Genomic DNA, 15,525 nt, shown 5'->3' with positions numbered 1-15,525 from the left:
GCGGGCGTCGCAGCCGCGCCTCGGAACCCGGCAGGATGGGACGGTGACCACGTCTCGCTCGATTCGCCGCGCCATCCGCCCGCTGCTCGCCGCGACGCTCCTCGCGGGCCTGCTCGCAGGATGCGCGAGCGCGCCGACCGACGGAGCCGCGCCCAGCGGGGCGTCGACCCCGGCGTCGTCGTCGCCCCCACCGAGTCCCGCGGCGGCGGAGACCCCTGAGCAGAGCTTCCGGAACTGGCTCGCGGCGAGCCGCGAGCCGGAGGTCGAGCTGGCCTGCTCCTACGTGAGCGAGGAGCTCGTCACGAAGATGCTGGCCGAACTCGCCGCGAGCGGCGTCGCACTCGGCGGGTGCGCCGAGATGATCGCCACGACCGCGCAGCTGTACGCGGCGCTCGGCGAGAGCGCGGATGCCGAGGTCGAGACGGTCAGCGAGGCGGCCGACCGAGCCGAGCTGTTCGTCACGTACGGCTCCGGCGACTGCGGCACCGTCGTGCTCGTGCCGGGCGGAGGCCGCTGGATCCTGACCGAGCACTCCCAAGAGGTCTGCTGAGCCGAGCGCGTCAGCGCGCTCCTGGCTCGACGGCGATCGCGCGGGTAACGAATCCGCCTCTGCTGGAAACACCCTTTCCGAGCCGCAACATCGCGGTGCACAGTGCCAGTCATGGCACGGGGGAACGGAGAGCACGAGTGAAGATTCGAAAGGCGCTGATCGGCGCCGTCCTCGCCGGCGCGACGCTGCTGGGCGGAGTGGCCGCGGCCGCGCCCGCCCAGGCAGCTGGGCGGTGTGTGGACTACCAGTACTCGCAGGGCGGCTATTCGACGTGCATCGGGCACATCCAGGCGATTCTGCGCCAGTACAACCAGGTGACCGTGGTCGACAACAACTTCGGCCCGGCGACTGCGACGGCGGTCAAGTCGTTCCAGCGCAACTCCGGGTTGACGGCCGACGGGATCGTGGGGGCGAACACGTGGGCGAAACTGTGCGCCTTCGGCAAGGCGGCCACCTACCCGCCGTACGCGGCCGCCGCTCGTGCGGCCGCAGCGGCCGCCGGGTGCTAGCCCGGCGGCGGACGCCGGCCTGAGACGGGTCCCCATCGGCATCGGTCGGTGGGGACCCGTTCGCTTGGCCCGAGCGGCTAGTACACGATCGTGTAGCCGGTCTCCCGAGCCGCGGGACGGTACCCCATCCGCTCGTAGAGCGCGAAGGCGCCGGTGGGGCTCGCCGCGTCGACCTCGAGCGTCGAGAAGTCGATGCCCTCCTCGGCGGTCGCCCGGAGGTGGGCGGCGAGCAGGGCGCTGGCGACGCCGCGTCCTCTCGCGGCGCGGGCCACCCCGACGAGCGGGACGTGCGAGCTGGAGAAGCCCTGTCGGGCCCAGTCGTCCTCGTCGACGTCGGCGAGCACGAAGCCGACGGCGCGATCGATCGCCGGGTCGACGGCGACGAAGGAGAGCGACGGCCGGAACGCGGTGCGCGACACGAACGCCCGCCACTGCTCGGCAGAGGACGGCTGGCTGCCCCAGTGGTCGCGGAACGCGTCGTTGCGCGCCGTGCGCACCTGCTCGAAGCGCTCGGGGGAGAGGCGCTCCAGGCTGAGCCCGTCGACGAGCTCGAGCGGTTCGATCGGCTCGGCGAGGTCGCGGCGCAGGCCCGCGAAGAACCGCGCCGCCGCGAAGCCGGCCCCGCCGAAGAGCGGTGCGGCGCCCGCGGCGCGGTCGTCGGAGAAGGCCATGATCCAGCCGGGGAGGCGCCGCTCGGACGCCGCGAGCTGCTGCTCGGCCCGGGCCCGCTGCCAGGCGAGCAGGAGCCGTCCGACGCTCCGGCGCCGGTGCTTCGGATGCACGCCGCCCATGACGATCGAGCGGACGAGCGTGTCCTGCCCCGGCGGCTGTTGCACGAGCCCCCAGGCGATCGCGCGGCCCGAGCCGTCGAGGCCCACGATCGAGTCGCGCCCGCGGTCGACGAAGGACATCCCCAGCTCGTCGGCGAGATCGTCGCGGGTCGTCGAGTACTCGGGATGGTCGGCCTCCGAGATCGCCCGTTCGAGCTCGGCGACGGCGTCGAGTTCCGGCTCGCCGACGGCGCGCCACTCCGCGACGTCCGGATGCGCCAGGCGCGGCGGCGCAGTGGGCCGCACCCGCTCGCTCAGCGGTGGCAGGGCTCGCTCGCCGGCCGGCTCGGTCATCCGGCCAGCCTAGGCGGGCCGCTTCGGGTCGACAATGCTCGAGCGGAGCGGGCCCCGCGCGCTCAGGACCGCGCGGTGAGCCCTGCGGCGGCCTCGTCGTCGATGGCGTCGTCGAGCCGTGCGCTCGTCACGGGGATGCCGACCTCCATCACCTCGCCGTCCGCGCCGGTGCCGAACGAGCGGAAGTAGCTCTCGCGATTCGCGCCGGTGCGCTGGCGGCCGTGCGTCGCGGTGAGGTAGTCGTGCACGGCGACGAGGAGCGCCTGGTCGTCGGCGTGCTGCTGAGCGAGGGGGACGAAGAGCTCGTCGTGGGCGGGGTCGAGTGTGATCTCCAGGCCCGCGGCCGGGGTGAGCGAACCGTCGAAGGGCACGCAGCCCCGCAACTGGGCGGGGGAGCTCTCGGTGGCCCGGGTGAGGTACTCGACGAACGGCGGTCCGGTGAGCGGCGCCTCGGCGTCGAGCAGGGCGGTGAAGAGCTCGCCGGTGAGCTGCGGGAGCACGGCGGGCACGGCCGGGAGTGTCGCCGTGCCGCGCTTGGCCAGGACGACCCGATCGGGGACACTGCGTCGCTGGACGTCGAGGCCGTCCGGGAGCTCCGGCGGGCCCGAGAGCGAACGGCGGACGTACTCGGCGACGTCGGAGGAATGCTGGAGCGTGCGTCGGCGGCCCTCCCAGTGCGCGTCGAACGCGCGAGTCGGGTCGTCGGCATCGAGGACCGCTCGGACCTCTGAGAGCGAGAGGTCGAGGGCTCGGAGCAGGACGATCCGCCGCGCCCGGTCGACCTGATCGTCGTCGAACACTCGGTGGTGGGCGGCGTTCCGCTCCGCGACGAGGAGCCCACGGTCCGCGTACAGGCGGATCGCCTTTTCGGAGAGCGCGGTGAGCTGGGCGATCTGACCGGTGGTATGCATGGGCTCAGAGTAGGAGCTGCCCCAGGGGGAGGTGCAAGACCTCGCGACCAGCGTTACTCGGCGGCGTCGAGGATCGTATCGAGGAGCCCTGGGAATCGGGCGTCGAGGTCCTCGCGGCGCAGGGTGAGCAGGCGTCCGCGCCCGTTCGGCTCGTTGCGGATGACGCCGGCTTCGCGGAGCACCTTCATGAGGTGCGACTTCGTCGATTTGGGCACGTTCGGGTCGCTCAGGTGGCACGCCGCCATGTCGAGCGGGCCGTCGTGGAGCTGCTGCGCGATCGCGAGTCGCTCGGGATCGCTCAGCGCGAAGAGCACGGCGCCGAGGGTGAGTTCGGCCCGTTCCGGGTGCGGGAGCTCGACCGGGGCGCGCATGGTTCGAGAATAGTTGAATAATGCGCGGATGGCGAGTACCGTCCAATTGTTCGAGATTTTTGGAACAGACAGGATGTCTTATGCGCACTCGCCCCGCCGGACCCGGATTCGCCCTCGCGGTCGCCGGCGTCACCGTGATGATGGCCGGGGCGAGCGCCCCGTCGCCGTTCTACCCCGTGCTGCAGGCCGAACTCGGCATCGATTCGGGCACCATCACCGCCGTGTTCGCCGTCTACGCGATCACGCTGCTCGGCGCGCTGCTCACGACCGGCTCGCTGTCGGATCACCTCGGCCGCCGGCCGGTCGTCAGCGCCGGGTTCCTGCTGCTCGCGCTGAGCGTGCTCCTCTTCTGGCATGCGGATGCCACGGCGACCCTGTTCGCGGCGCGGGCCGTGCAGGGGGTGGCGAGCGGGCTCCTGCTCTCCGCGCTCTCCGCGAGCATCGCCGATCTCGAGCCGCTCGACCGTCCCGGTTCCGCCGCCCTCTGGAACGCGGTCGCGCCGATGGCGGGGCTCGCGCTCGGGGCGCTCGCCGCGGGCGCGGTGCTCGATGTCGCCCCCGACCCGCTCGCCGCCGTGTTCCTCCCGCTCACGATCGCCTTCCTCGCGATGTCCCTGCTCGCCTGGGTCGCGCCCGAGACCTCCCCGCGCCACCCCGGCTGGCCGGCCTCGCTCCGCCCGCGGCTGGGGGTGCCTGCGCACGTGCGCGGCCTGTTCCTGCGAAGCGCCCCCGTCGTGCTCGCCGGCTGGGCGACCGGTGGGCTCTTCCTCTCGCTCGGTGCGAGCATCGTGCACCGCGAGCTCGGCGCCGAGCTCCACGTCTGGCAGGGCCTCGCGGTCGCCGCCCTCGCCGGCTCCGGGGCCGTGACCGCGGCGCTCATCCGATCCCGCTCGCCGAGGACGATCACCGTGTACGGCGCCGCGGCCCTGGCAGCCGGAACGGCGCTCAGCCTGCTCGCGCTCGGGGCGCACTCGCTCGCCGCGTACTTCGCCGCGGTCGTCATCGCCGGTTCGGGATTCGGCACCGCCTTCATGGGCGTCCTGCGCTCGATCATCCCCGCCGTGGCACCGTCCGAGCGGGCCGCCACCTTCGCCGCGCTCTACACCCTCTCCTACCTCGCCTTCGGCATCCCGGCCGTCATCGCGGGCCTCCTCGCCCCCGCGATCTCGCTGGGCGCGACGACGTACGGATACGGTGCGGCGGTCGTCCTGCTGGCCGCGCTCGCCGCGGCACTCCGGTGGCGGGCGCCGGGCCGACCCGGCTACTGAGCGGCGACCGGCGGCGCGGCGGCGACGTCCGGCTCGTGCGGGGGGAGGTGCTCGGCCGCTCGCTCACCGAGAACGAACGACAAGCCGAGTGCCGCCGCGACGAGGATGGGGTGCCATCATGTTCAGTCCGATGGCACCAGGGGCGAGGACTCGGGTCCTACGCGTCCGCGATCGACAGCAGCAGGTGCCCGCTCGACACCGTGACGCCGGGCTCGGCGTTCACGACGCCGACGATGCCGTCCTTGTGCGCGATGATCGGCTGCTCCATCTTCATCGCCTCGAGCACGAGCACGAGGTCGCCCTTGACGACCTTGTCGCCCTCGGCGACGGCGACCTTCACGACGGTCGCCTGCATGGGGGCCTTCACGGCGTCGCCGGTGGCGGTGTCGACCGCCCCGCCCGCGGCGCGGCGTCGGGGCGCCGGGGCGCCGGCCGAGGCGCCGCCGTTGGACCCGGCGGTGCCGACGAGCTTCTTCGGCAGCGAGACCTCGATGCGGCGGCCGTCGACCTCGACGACGACGCTCGCGCGCGCGGCCGGGCCGCGCACCTCCTCGAGCTCGCCCGACCAGGGCTCGAGCGTGTTCTCGTACTCCGTCTCGATCCAGCGCGTGTAGATCGAGAACGGCTGCTCGCCCTCGGGCGCGAAGGCCGGGTTCGTCACGATGTCGCGGTGGAACGGCAGCACCGTGGGCAGGCCGGCGACCTCGAACTCGTCGAGGGCGCGGCGGGCGCGCGAGAGCGCCTCCTGACGGTCCTTGCCGGTCACGATCAGCTTCGCGAGCAGTGAGTCGAAGGCGCCGGAGATCTCGTCGCCGCTCGTCACGCCCGAGTCGACGCGGATGCCGGGGCCGCCGGGGAAGCGGAGCTGGTGGATCGGGCCGGGCGCGGGCAGGAAGTTGCGGCCCGGGTCCTCGCCGTTGATGCGGAACTCGATCGAGTGGCCGCTCGCCTCGGGGTCGTCGTAGTCGAGCACGCCGCCCTCGGCGAGGCGGAACTGCTCGCGGACGAGGTCGAGGCCGGTGACCTCCTCGGACACGGGGTGCTCCACCTGGAGGCGGGTGTTCACCTCGAGGAACGAGACGGTGCCGTCCTGGCCGATGAGGAACTCGCAGGTGCCGGCGCCGACGTAGCCGACCTCCTTCAGGATGGCCTTCGAGGCCGAGTAGAGGGCGTCGATCTGCACCTGGCTGAGGAATGGCGCGGGCGCCTCCTCGACGAGCTTCTGGTGGCGACGCTGCAGCGAGCAGTCGCGGGTGGAGACGACGACGACGTTGCCGTGCTGGTCGGCGAGGCACTGGGTCTCGACGTGGCGCGGCTTGTCGAGGTACTTCTCGACGAAGCACTCGCCGCGGCCGAAGGCGGCGACCGCCTCGCGGGTGGCCGAGTCGAAGAGCTCGGGCACCTCTTCGCGGGTGCGGGCGACCTTGAGGCCACGGCCGCCGCCGCCGAACGCCGCCTTGATGGCGACGGGCAGGCCGTGCTGGTCGACGAACTCGAGCACCTCCTCGGCGCCCGCGACCGGGTTCAGGGTGCCGGGGGCGAGGGGGGCGCCGACCTTCTCGGCCACGTGCCGCGCGGAGACCTTGTCGCCGAGGCGCTCGATGGCCTCGGGGGAGGGGCCGATCCAGACGAGGCCGGCGGCGATGACCGCGCGGGCGAAGTCGGGGTTCTCGGCGAGGAAGCCGTAGCCCGGGTGCACCGCGTCCGCGCCGGAGCGGCGGGCCACCGAGAGCAGCTTGTCGATGACGAGGTAGGTGTCGGCGCTCGTGGCGCCGTCGAGGGCGTACGCCTCGTCGGCGAGCTTCACGTGGCGCGCGTCGCGGTCCTGGTCGGCGTAGACGGCGACCGAGCCGATTCCGGCGTCGCGAGCCGCCCGGATGACGCGGACGGCGATCTCGCCACGATTGGCGATGAGGACCTTGGTGATGCGCGGCATAGTTCTCAACTCTATTGCTCGGGACCCCCTCAGCTTTGAAGGGCTCCCACAAAAAGACGCGGTTGCGGGGTGCGGCAGCTCACAACTCCGGCGTCAGTCCGGCGAAGTTGCCGATCGGATCGGCGATTTCGGGGTTCAGCGATTCCAGAGTTCCGTCCACGGCACGCCGAGCTCGCGCACGAGCTCCCGGAGCGTCGAGAGCGAGAGGCCCACCACGGTCGACGGGTCGCCCTCGACCGAGCGGATGAACGGCCCGCCGAGGCTGTCGACGGTGAACGCCCCCGCCACGGCCAGCGGCTCGCCCGTCGCGATGTACGCGTCGATCTCCGCCTCGTCGAGCGTCGCGAAGCGCACCGTCGCGACATCCGCCCGCCCCACCGCCCGGTTCACCCGACCGCCGCGGTGGTCGATGAGCCAGTGCCCGGACCACAGCGCCCCGCTGCCGCCGTTCTGCGCGAGCCAGCGCTGCTTGGCGACCTCGGGCGCGTGCGGCTTGCCGTGGATGCGGCCGTCGACGAGGAACGCCGAGTCCCCGCCGAAGATCAGCCCGTCGATCGGCTCGCCGCCGGGGGTCGTGCCGAGCAGCGCCTCGGCCTTCGCCTGCGCGAGCAGCTGCACCATCCGCTCCACCGGGAGCGGACCGTGCTGGCCCTCGTACGCCTCGACGACCGCACGCTCGTCGACGCCCGGGGCGACCGGGATCGGCTCGATGCCCGCGGCCCGCAGCGTCTGCAGTCGGGCGGGGGAGGTGGAGGCGAGGTAGAGGCGCATGGGTCCATCTTGCCGCGCGGCGGCCGCCCTGCGCCGCTGTGGGATGCTCGATGCATGCTCGGATCCCTGCTCGACCTCCAGGTCGACCGCATCGCCCACGGCGGCATCGCGGTCGCCCGCCACGACGGCCGCGTCGTCTTCGTCGCCGACGCCATCCCCGGCGAGCGGGTGCGAGCACGGGTGACGGATGCCTCGAAGGACCGCTTCTGGCGGGCCGACACCGTCGAGGTGCTCGACGCCTCGCCGGACCGTCGCGAGCACGTCTGGGCCGAGGCCTCCGTCGATCGCGACCCGGCCGAGCGGGCCGGCGGCGCCGAGTTCGGGCACATCCGCATCGAGCGCCAGCGGGCGCTCAAGGGCGAGGTGCTCGCCGACGCCCTCTCCCGCATGGGCGGCGTCGCGCTCGCGCCCGAGGTCGCGGCCGTGGCCGCGGAGCTCGCGCCGGGCGTCGACGCCGCGAACGGCACCGGCTGGCGCACCCGGGTGCGGCTGCACGTCGACGCTGAGGGCCGGGTCGGGCCGTACGCGGCGCGCAGCCGTCGCGTCGTCCCGGTCTCGTCGCTTCCGCTCGCAGCCGCCGAGCTCGCGGCCCTCGCCCCGCTCGACGCGCGGATGCCCGGCGTCGGGGCGATCGACCTCGTGCTGCCGAGCGCGGGCGAGGCCCAGCTCGTCACCGTCGAAGCCTCCGCCGAGTCGTCCCAGCGCGGCCCGCGCGGCCAGCGCGGTCGTCGCGGCGGGCCGCGCCGCCCGCAGGCGGCGCGCCCGGCCGCGACCCGCGACCCCGTGATCGTCGAGGAGCTCGTCGCCGGGCGCCGCTTCCAGGTCGACCGCGGGGGCTTCTGGCAGGTGCACCGGGGCGCCGCCGCGACGCTGCACGCCGCCGTCCAGCGCGCGATCGACCCCGAGCGCTTCGACCCCCGCGCCGCGAACCTCGACCTCTACGGCGGCGTCGGCCTGCTCGCGGCCGCGGTCGGCGGCCGCTTCGGCGACACGACCCGCATCACGACCGTCGAGACCGACCCGCGCGCCACGCTGCACGCGGGGGAGAACCTCGCCGAGTGGGTCGGCGCGCAGGCCGTGACCGCTCGCGTCGACCGCTATCTCGCCGAACTCGCCGTCGGCGCGGGCGTCGCCGAGCGCGCGAGCCTGAAGGCCGGCACCGTCGTGCTCGACCCGCCGCGCGCGGGCGCCGGCCGTGAGGTCGTCGACCGGATCGCCGGGCTCGGGCCCGCCCAGATCGTGTACGTCGCGTGCGACCCGGTGGCGCTCGCCCGCGACGTGGCCCTCTTCCGGGGGCACGGCTACGAGCCGGAGGCGATCGAGGCGTTCGATCTCTTCCCGAACACGCACCACCTCGAAGCAGTGGCGCGTCTCGCCCGCTAGGGTGGCAGCTGAGGAAACGGGGGGTGCTGTGAGCGACGAGCGCGACAGCGACGCACGCCAGGCGACGGTCGCGATCGTCGACGATCACGAGGCGGTCCGGCTTGGGCTGCGCGCGGCCTGCCAGGACGCCGGCTACGACGTCATCGCCGACACGGCCGACGTGCCCCAGCTGCTCGCCGCGCTCGCCGGCGGCAGCTGCGACGTCGTCGTCCTCGACCTCTCGCTCGGCGACGGCTCGAGCGTCACCGACAACGTGCGCCAGGTGCTCGCCACCGGCAGCCACGTGCTCGTGCACTCCATCGCCGACCGCGTGGCCGCGGTGCGCGAGGCGCTCGCCGCGGGTGCGGCCGGCGTCATTCCGAAGGCCTCGCCGATGGCCGCGGTGATCGGCGCCATCTCCACGGTCGCCCGCGGCGACGTGCTGAACAACGTCGAATGGGCGAGCGCCATCGAGGCCGACCGCGACTTCGCCAGGGCCCAGCTCGGCCGACGCGAGCGCGATGTGCTGCACCTCTACGCCTCCGGCCTGCCGCTGAAGCTCGTCGCCGCCCAGCTCGGCATCGCGCACTCCACCGCCCGCGAGTACCTCGACCGCATCCGCGCCAAGTACGTCGAGGTCGGCCGCCCCGCGCCGACCAAGGTCGACCTGCTGCGCCGCGCGGTCGAAGACGGCATCCTCCCGGGTCTCGACGGCGAAGCGGGCGATGCCCTCCGCTGAGTGGCGCGTCGCCCGACCCACCGCCCGGCGGAGGATGTCGGTCAGCCGGAGCCAGGTCGAGACGATCTCCGCTCGCGCCGTCGGGATCGCAGGTCTCGTCTTCGCCGCCCAGACGGTGCCCTCCGCCCTCGCCGAGGCCGCGGTACTGCGCCCGGGGGCCGGGGCCGCGCTCATGGCCGTCGTGTACGGGGCGATCGTCGCGCTCGCGGCGGCCACCCTCTCGAAGGTCGCGATCCGCGCCGCGTGCCTCTCCTTCGCCATCCTCTACCTGCTCGCCCTGCTGTCCTGGCCCACGCTCGTCGAGGACTTCGGCGCGATGGCCGGGCAGGTGCCCTGGCTCTACTTCCTCTGCACCGTCGCGACGACCGCCGCGGTCGTCGCGCTGCCGAGCTGGTGGGCGGCGGCCTACACCGTCGTCGTGCCGATCGTCTACGGCATCGTGCGGGTCTCGCCATCGGGCGGCGCGGCCGAACCGCTGCTCGCCGTGCTCGACGCCACCTACGCGCTCATCCTCGGCATCGTCGTGCTCGTCATCATCACGATGCTCCGGCAGGCGGCGATCGGCGTCGACCAGGCTCAGGAGGCGGCCCTGCAGCGCTACGACCTCGCCGCCCGGCTGCACGCGAACGAGCTCGAGCGCGTCAAGGTCGACGCCCTCGTCCACGACAGCGTGCTGACGACGCTGCTCTCGGCCGCCGCCGCGACCCGGCCCGAGCAGCAGGCGCTCGCCGCTCGGATGGCGAAGGACGCGATCGCACGGCTCGACGACGCCGGCGCGGCCGGCCCCCGCTCGCTCGACCGGGTCTCGCTCGGCGTGCTCGTGCGGCGGCTGCGCACCGCGATCGGCACCTTCAATGCGAGCTTCGCCGTGCGCGTCGTGAACGCGGGCGGTGTGGAACTGCCCGTCGAAGCCGTCGAGGCGCTCTACTCGGCGGCCGTGCAGGCGATGGTGAACAGCCTCCAGCACGCCGACGAGCCGGGCCGGGTGACCCGGCGCGAGCTCCGCGTGCGCGGCGTGCGGGCCAATGGCTGCGTCATCGAGGTGGCCGACAACGGCGTGGGCTTCGATCCGATCACGGTGCCGCACGAGCGGCTCGGCGTGCGCGTCTCCATCGAGGAGCGGATGACGAACGCGGGCGGCCTCGCGAAGATCGAGTCGCTCGCGGGGCACGGCACGACGATCATCCTCGCCTGGCCGACCGGCGCGATCGGGGGCGACGCATGATCTCCGTCCCCAGGTGGCTGCTGCTCGTGCTCGCGGCGCTCTTCTCGACGTACCACGTCATCCTCGGCGTGTACTCGCTCGCCGTGCCCGCGAGTCCCTGGCCGGCGGTCGTCGCCCTCGCCTGCTACGCCTTGGCGACGGTGCTGAGCCTCTGGCCCTCCTCCCGGGCGCGGATGCCCGACTGGCTCGCCGCCTTCGACCTCGCGGTGAGCATCGCGCTGCCGCTGCTCGCCACGAGCCAGCTCGACGCCTCGGGCGACAACGGCTACGCCACGTGGTACGTCGCGGCCGTGGGCACGCTGATGACGATCGCCGCGGCCCGCCGCCAGCTCGTCGTCGCATGGCTCGGCGTGATCGCGCTCGCGGTGCAGACGATGGTGTGGGCGGGCCCCCTCGCGCTCGGCTCCCTCGGTGTCATCGGCAGCGTGGTCTGGGTGGCCATCGCGCACGCGCTCACCTCCGCCCTCGCGAACTCGGCCCGGGAGACCCGGCGCTACGCGCAGGCCGAACGCGAGGCGGCGGCCTGGCAGGCGGCGCAGGACGCCTACCTCTTCGAAGGGCGGATGCGTCTCGCGCACACGAACCGGGTCGCCGCGCCCATGCTCCGCCGCATCATCGACCGCGACGGGGTGCTCAGCGAGTCGCAGCGCGACGAGTGCCGCCGGCTCGAGGCCGCCATCCGCGACGAGATCCGCGGCCGGATGCTGCTCACCGACGCCGTCCGCGTCGAGGTGCAGCGCGCCCGCGAACGCGGCATGACCGTGACGCTCCTCGACGAGGGCGGCATCGACGACCTCGACGAGGTGGCGCGGGACCGCGTGCTCTCCCAGCTCGCCGAGGCGATCGCGGGCTCGAACGCCGACCGCATCATCGCCCGGACCGCCGCCGAGGGATCGGCCGCCGCGGTGACGGTCGTCGGCCTGCGCACCTCGGCGGTGCCCGGCGACGACGGCGACGACGCCGAGGTGGAACTGTGGCTCGAGATCCCGCGTGCGCCCGAGGGCGAGGCGGAGCGGGCCGTGCCGGCCGGCGAGACCGAGCCCGTCGAGGACTGAGCCGGGCGCACCGTGCCCGCGGACCTGCCGCGCCGTCTGCGCTGCCTGAGGGGAGCTCCGCGGCTTAAATGAGGAGGGGGCCGGTCGATGACCGGCCCCCTCACAGCCCGAGCCACGGCGACAACCCGAATATCGCCCTGGCTCGCCCCCAACAATCACCGGTTACCCGACCGGTGATGATGGCGACTCCTCTGGAGCCTGCACATCAATAGTGCAACAGGGGCGAGGTTCGCAATAGTCAGCATTTGTGAGGACATCGGGTCCTCATCGGGTCCCCCTAGCGGAGGGACCGCTGCCAGCGCCCCTGACCCGTCTCGATCGGCCGGCGCAGCGCCGTGCCCGAGCGCACCCACTCGTCCCGGCCGGCGGGCGCGGCGGAGGCCTCGGGGGTGTGTTCCTCGAGCACGGCGGTGACGACGGCGATGACGGCCGCGGTCTCGGCGGGCGTCGGCGGCCGGCGGTCGACGAAGCGGAGATCGACGGCGGGCTGGGCGTCCTGATCGGTCACAGCGGCTCCTTACAGGGGGATGTTGCCGTGCTTCTTCGGCGGCAGGCTCGCGCGCTTCGTGCGCAGCGTGCGGAGCGCCTTGGCGATGGCGACGCGGGTGGCCGCGGGCTCGATGACGCCGTCGAGCTCGCCGCGCTCCGCGGCGAGGAACGGGGAGGCCACGTTGTAGGTGTACTCGTTCGCGAGCTGCGTGCGCACGGCGGCGACGTCCTCGCCGGCCTCCTCGGCGCGCTTGATCTCGGCGCGGTAGAGGATGTTGACGGCGCCCTGCCCGCCCATGACCGCGATCTCCGCGGTGGGCCAGGCGAGGTTGATGTCGGCGCCGAGCTGTTTCGAGCCCATCACGATGTACGCGCCGCCGTAGGCCTTGCGCGTGATGACGGTGACGAGCGGCACCGTCGCCTCGGCGTACGCGTAGAGCAGCTTCGCGCCGCGGCGGATGACGCCGGTCCACTCCTGGTCGGTACCGGGCAGGTAGCCCGGCACGTCGACGAGGGTCAGGATCGGGATGGAGAAGGCGTCGCAGAAGCGCACGAAGCGGCTGGCCTTCTCGCCCGCGGCGATGTTCAGGGTGCCGGCCATCTGGCTCGGCTGGTTCGCGATGATGCCGACCGAGCGGCCCTCGATGCGCGCGAAGCCGATGACGATGTTCGGCGCGTAGAGCGGCTGCACCTCGAGGAAGTCGGCGTGGTCGACGAGCCCCTCGATGACGGTGCGCATGTCGTACGGCTGATTGGGGGAGTCCGGGATGACGGAGTTCAGGCGTCGGTCCTCGTCGGTGATCTCGAGCTCGATCTCGGACTCGTAGACGACCGGGTCGGCCATGTTGTTGTCCGGCAGGAACGAGACGAGGGTGCGCGCGTAGTCGAGCGCGTCGTCCTCGTCGCTCGCGAGGTAGTGCGCGACGCCCGAGACGGTGTTGTGGGTCAGGGCGCCGCCGAGCTCCTCGAAGCCGACCTCCTCGCCCGTGACGGTCTTGATGACGTCGGGGCCGGTGACGAACATGTGGCTCGACTTGTCGACCATGATCACGAAGTCGGTGAGGGCGGGGGAGTAGACCGCGCCGCCCGCCGCCGGCCCCATGATGATCGAGATCTGCGGGATGACGCCCGAGGCCGCGGTGTTCCGGCGGAAGATCTCGCCGTACTTGCCGAGCGCGACGACGCCCTCCTGGATGCGCGCGCCGCCGGAGTCCAGGATGCCGATGATCGGCACGCCGATCTTCAGCGCGAGCTCCATCACCTTGATGATCTTCTCGCCGGCGACCTCGCCGAGGGAGCCGCCGAAGATCGTGAAGTCCTGCGAGTACACCGCGACCTGGCGGCCGTGGATGGTGCCGGTGCCGGTGACGACGGCGTCGCCGTAGGGGCGCTTGGACTCCATGCCGAAGGCGTGGGTGCGGTGCCGCACGAACTCGTCGAGCTCGACGAAGGAGCCCGGGTCGAGCAGGCCCTCGATGCGCTCGCGGGCGGTCATCTTGCCCTTGGCGTGCTGCTTCTCGATGGCGGCCTGCCCGGAGGCGGTCACCGCCTCGTGATAGCGCGCCTTGAGGTCGGCGAGCTTGCCCGCGGTGGTCGAGAGGTCGGGGCCGTCGTTCGTCGCTTCGGTCACCGGATCACTCTACCGGTGAGCACTCCGGCCGGATCGTTGACGGAACCCTACAAATCTGGGGCGCTCCTTTCCCGCCTCTCGCCACCGTGGCGTCCTGCCGCCCCGGCGGCCCTCGGTAGGGTGATGGCCATGGATTGGGAGCGCTCGCGGGCCGCCGTGCCCCGGTTCGAGTTCCTCGAACAGGCCGGGTCGACGAACGACGAGCTGCGGATCGCGGCCACGGGAGCGGATGCCTCGGCCTGGCCGCACGGCGCGGTCGTGGTCACCGACGAGCAGACCGCCGGGCGCGGCCGGCTCGGCCGGAGCTGGCTCGCCCCGAGCGGCAAGACGCTCGCGATCTCGATGCTGCTGCGCCCGGCCGACGGTCGCGGCCCCGCGCTCCCGCTCGAGGCCTACGGCTGGATCCCGCTCATCGCGGGGGCTGCGATGACCGAGGCCGTGCGATGGGAACTCGCCCGCGCCCGCGCCGCGCGCCTCGAGGAGGCGCCGGAGGACGGCGACGCCGACGGTCCCGGGCTCCTGGACGTGGAGCTGAAGTGGCCGAACGACGTGCTGGTGTCGGGCTACAAGGTCTGCGGCATCCTCTCCGAACTGCTGCCGCCGGAACCCGGCGATGCGGCGCCCGCCGGCGTCGTCGTGGGGGCCGGGCTGAACCTCACCCTCGACGAGCACGACCTGCCGACGCTCACCTCGACCTCGCTGCTGCTCGCGAGCGGGCGCCGCCCCGACGCCGACGCCGTGCTCGCCGACTACCTCGCGGGCTTCCTCGAGCTCTTCGACGCCTACCGGGCGGCGGGCGGCGACGCGGTCGCGTCCGGCATCGCCGAGCGCGTCGCGACCCTCTGCGGCACGATCGGCGAGGAGGTGCGCGTCGAGCTGCCGGGCGGGCGCATGCTGCTCGGCACCGCCGAAGGACTCGACCCAGACGGCCGCCTGCTGGTGCTCGACCGCGAGTCGGACGAATCGCAGGCCGTCGCCGCGGGCGATGTGACGCACCTGCGGTATGAATGACCGTATGAGGCCACCCGAGACCGAGCAGCGCCAGGCGACCCCCGAACGCGTGGTCGCGCGCCTCCGTCGGCACGGGAGACGGCTGATCCTGCCCGCGATCGTGCTGATCGGCGTCGTCGGCGGCGCGGCGTACGCGAGCGGCATCCTGCTCGAGGACTGGCAGCGCTGGGCGGTCCTCGGCGGCTCGGTCCTCCTCGTGCTGCTCGCGTGCCTGCTCCCGTTCCTGTCGTGGCTCGCCGGCCGGGTGACGATCACCGACCGTCGCGTCATCGTCACGAGCGGCGTGTTCGTCCGGGTCCGCCGCGAGCTCCCGCTGCGCCGGGGCTACGACGTCACCGTGCGGCGCACGCCCGGCCAGCGGATGGCCGGATCGGGCGACGTGCGCATCGACGTCGGCCGCGAGCGGCCGTTCGTGCTGAAGGACCTTCCCGGGCCCGAGCTCGCGCAGCAGGCGCTGCACGAGCTGATCGCGGGCGCGCCCTCGGTGACACCGCTGCAGCCGACCCAGTCGGAGGCCGACACCGTCATGTGGGGTCAGCGCTGACGCAGGCCCCGACCTCGGCGCATCTGGCGG

General features: G+C 73.3%; 16 protein-coding genes. 9 read left to right on the top strand and 7 right to left on the bottom strand.

Annotated features, from left to right (window positions below; genetic code table 11):
• Nucleotides 1-43: 43 nt before the first annotated feature.
• On the top strand, nt 44-550 hold the full coding sequence (locus MTP13_RS17440; protein WP_243568910.1) for a hypothetical protein: 507 nt from the start codon (nt 44-46) through the stop codon (nt 548-550).
• Nucleotides 551-687: 137 nt separating this feature from the next.
• Nucleotides 688-1,059, top strand: coding sequence for a peptidoglycan-binding domain-containing protein (locus MTP13_RS17435; RefSeq protein ID WP_243568909.1), 372 nt, complete (start codon nt 688-690; stop codon nt 1,057-1,059).
• Between the two features lie 77 nt (nt 1,060-1,136).
• Here MTP13_RS17435 and MTP13_RS17430 read toward each other — a convergent pair whose 3' ends face one another.
• The 3 genes from MTP13_RS17430 to MTP13_RS17420 form a co-directional block, all read right to left on the bottom strand.
• Complete coding sequence (locus MTP13_RS17430) at nt 1,137-2,183, bottom strand: GNAT family N-acetyltransferase (protein WP_243568908.1); 1,047 nt, start codon at nt 2,181-2,183, stop codon at nt 1,137-1,139.
• Nucleotides 2,184-2,245: 62 nt separating this feature from the next.
• Entirely contained in the window at nt 2,246-3,094 is an 849-nt protein-coding gene (locus tag MTP13_RS17425) for a MerR family transcriptional regulator (protein WP_243568907.1), read from the bottom strand.
• Nucleotides 3,095-3,147: 53 nt separating this feature from the next.
• Nucleotides 3,148-3,465 (bottom strand): ArsR/SmtB family transcription factor, encoded by a 318-nt coding sequence (locus tag MTP13_RS17420; protein ID WP_243568906.1) that lies wholly within the window; start codon nt 3,463-3,465, stop codon nt 3,148-3,150.
• 80 nt (nt 3,466-3,545) lie between these two features.
• On the opposite strand from MTP13_RS17420, the gene MTP13_RS17415 reads away from it, so the two are divergent.
• On the top strand, nt 3,546-4,733 hold the full coding sequence (locus MTP13_RS17415; protein WP_243568905.1) for an MFS transporter: 1,188 nt from the start codon (nt 3,546-3,548) through the stop codon (nt 4,731-4,733).
• Between the two features lie 157 nt (nt 4,734-4,890).
• Here MTP13_RS17415 and MTP13_RS17410 read toward each other — a convergent pair whose 3' ends face one another.
• Nucleotides 4,891-6,669 carry an acetyl/propionyl/methylcrotonyl-CoA carboxylase subunit alpha gene (locus MTP13_RS17410; protein ID WP_243568904.1) on the bottom strand — a complete coding sequence of 593 codons (1,779 nt, stop codon included), beginning with the start codon at nt 6,667-6,669 and terminating at the stop codon, nt 4,891-4,893.
• Nucleotides 6,670-6,804: 135 nt separating this feature from the next.
• Nucleotides 6,805-7,440 carry a Maf family protein gene (locus MTP13_RS17405; protein ID WP_243568903.1) on the bottom strand — a complete coding sequence of 212 codons (636 nt, stop codon included), beginning with the start codon at nt 7,438-7,440 and terminating at the stop codon, nt 6,805-6,807.
• Between the two features lie 54 nt (nt 7,441-7,494).
• Here MTP13_RS17405 and MTP13_RS17400 point away from each other — a divergent pair, with 54 nt between their 5' ends.
• From MTP13_RS17400 to MTP13_RS17385, 4 genes are read left to right on the top strand one after another with little or no spacing between them, the layout of a single operon-like run.
• Nucleotides 7,495-8,823, top strand: coding sequence for a class I SAM-dependent RNA methyltransferase (locus tag MTP13_RS17400; protein WP_243568902.1), 1,329 nt, complete (start codon nt 7,495-7,497; stop codon nt 8,821-8,823).
• A 28-nt stretch (nt 8,824-8,851) separates the two neighbouring features.
• Entirely contained in the window at nt 8,852-9,541 is a 690-nt protein-coding gene (locus tag MTP13_RS17395) for a response regulator transcription factor (RefSeq protein ID WP_243568901.1), read from the top strand.
• Complete coding sequence (locus tag MTP13_RS17390; RefSeq protein ID WP_243568900.1) at nt 9,528-10,766, top strand: sensor histidine kinase; 1,239 nt, start codon at nt 9,528-9,530, stop codon at nt 10,764-10,766. Before MTP13_RS17395 ends, MTP13_RS17390 begins: the two co-directional genes overlap by 14 nt.
• Complete coding sequence (locus MTP13_RS17385; RefSeq protein WP_243568899.1) at nt 10,763-11,821, top strand: hypothetical protein; 1,059 nt, start codon at nt 10,763-10,765, stop codon at nt 11,819-11,821. The genes MTP13_RS17390 and MTP13_RS17385 overlap by 4 nt, the downstream gene beginning before the upstream one ends.
• A gap of 277 nt (nt 11,822-12,098) precedes the next feature.
• On the opposite strand, the gene MTP13_RS17380 is transcribed toward MTP13_RS17385, so the two are convergent.
• Together MTP13_RS17380 and MTP13_RS17375 are read right to left on the bottom strand one after the other, a co-directional pair.
• Nucleotides 12,099-12,329 (bottom strand): acyl-CoA carboxylase epsilon subunit, encoded by a 231-nt coding sequence (locus tag MTP13_RS17380; RefSeq protein ID WP_243568898.1) that lies wholly within the window; start codon nt 12,327-12,329, stop codon nt 12,099-12,101.
• 9 nt (nt 12,330-12,338) lie between these two features.
• Entirely contained in the window at nt 12,339-13,940 is a 1,602-nt protein-coding gene (locus MTP13_RS17375; protein WP_243568897.1) for an acyl-CoA carboxylase subunit beta, read from the bottom strand.
• 129 nt (nt 13,941-14,069) lie between these two features.
• Here MTP13_RS17375 and MTP13_RS17370 point away from each other — a divergent pair, with 129 nt between their 5' ends.
• Nucleotides 14,070-14,951, top strand: coding sequence for a biotin--[acetyl-CoA-carboxylase] ligase (locus MTP13_RS17370; RefSeq protein ID WP_243568896.1), 882 nt, complete (start codon nt 14,070-14,072; stop codon nt 14,949-14,951).
• Between the two features lie 4 nt (nt 14,952-14,955).
• A complete protein-coding gene (locus MTP13_RS17365) occupies nt 14,956-15,495 on the top strand; it encodes a PH domain-containing protein (protein ID WP_243568895.1) in 540 nt (179 codons plus the stop codon).
• The last annotated feature ends 30 nt before the right edge of the window (nt 15,496-15,525 follow it).

It is taken from the genome of Agromyces soli (assembly GCF_022811605.1).
Taxonomy (GTDB): Bacteria; Actinomycetota; Actinomycetes; order Actinomycetales; family Microbacteriaceae; genus Agromyces; species Agromyces soli.
The sequence above is the reverse complement of the archived record's forward strand: the minus strand, read 5'-3'. Positions and strand labels throughout refer to the sequence as shown.

Coding starts and splice junctions, on each gene's coding strand:
- MTP13_RS17430 (WP_243568908.1), bottom strand. CDS start 2,183: ATGACCGAGCCGGCCGGCGAGCGAGCCCTGCCACCGCTGAGCGAGCGG.
- MTP13_RS17425 (WP_243568907.1), bottom strand. CDS start 3,094: ATGCATACCACCGGTCAGATCGCCCAGCTCACCGCGCTCTCCGAAAAG.
- MTP13_RS17420 (WP_243568906.1), bottom strand. CDS start 3,465: ATGCGCGCCCCGGTCGAGCTCCCGCACCCGGAACGGGCCGAACTCACC.
- MTP13_RS17415 (WP_243568905.1), top strand. CDS start 3,546: ATGCGCACTCGCCCCGCCGGACCCGGATTCGCCCTCGCGGTCGCCGGC.
- MTP13_RS17410 (WP_243568904.1), bottom strand. CDS start 6,669: ATGCCGCGCATCACCAAGGTCCTCATCGCCAATCGTGGCGAGATCGCC.
- MTP13_RS17405 (WP_243568903.1), bottom strand. CDS start 7,440: ATGCGCCTCTACCTCGCCTCCACCTCCCCCGCCCGACTGCAGACGCTG.
- MTP13_RS17400 (WP_243568902.1), top strand. CDS start 7,495: ATGCTCGGATCCCTGCTCGACCTCCAGGTCGACCGCATCGCCCACGGC.
- MTP13_RS17390 (WP_243568900.1), top strand. CDS start 9,528: ATGCCCTCCGCTGAGTGGCGCGTCGCCCGACCCACCGCCCGGCGGAGG.
- MTP13_RS17385 (WP_243568899.1), top strand. CDS start 10,763: ATGATCTCCGTCCCCAGGTGGCTGCTGCTCGTGCTCGCGGCGCTCTTC.
- MTP13_RS17370 (WP_243568896.1), top strand. CDS start 14,070: ATGGATTGGGAGCGCTCGCGGGCCGCCGTGCCCCGGTTCGAGTTCCTC.
- MTP13_RS17365 (WP_243568895.1), top strand. CDS start 14,956: ATGAGGCCACCCGAGACCGAGCAGCGCCAGGCGACCCCCGAACGCGTG.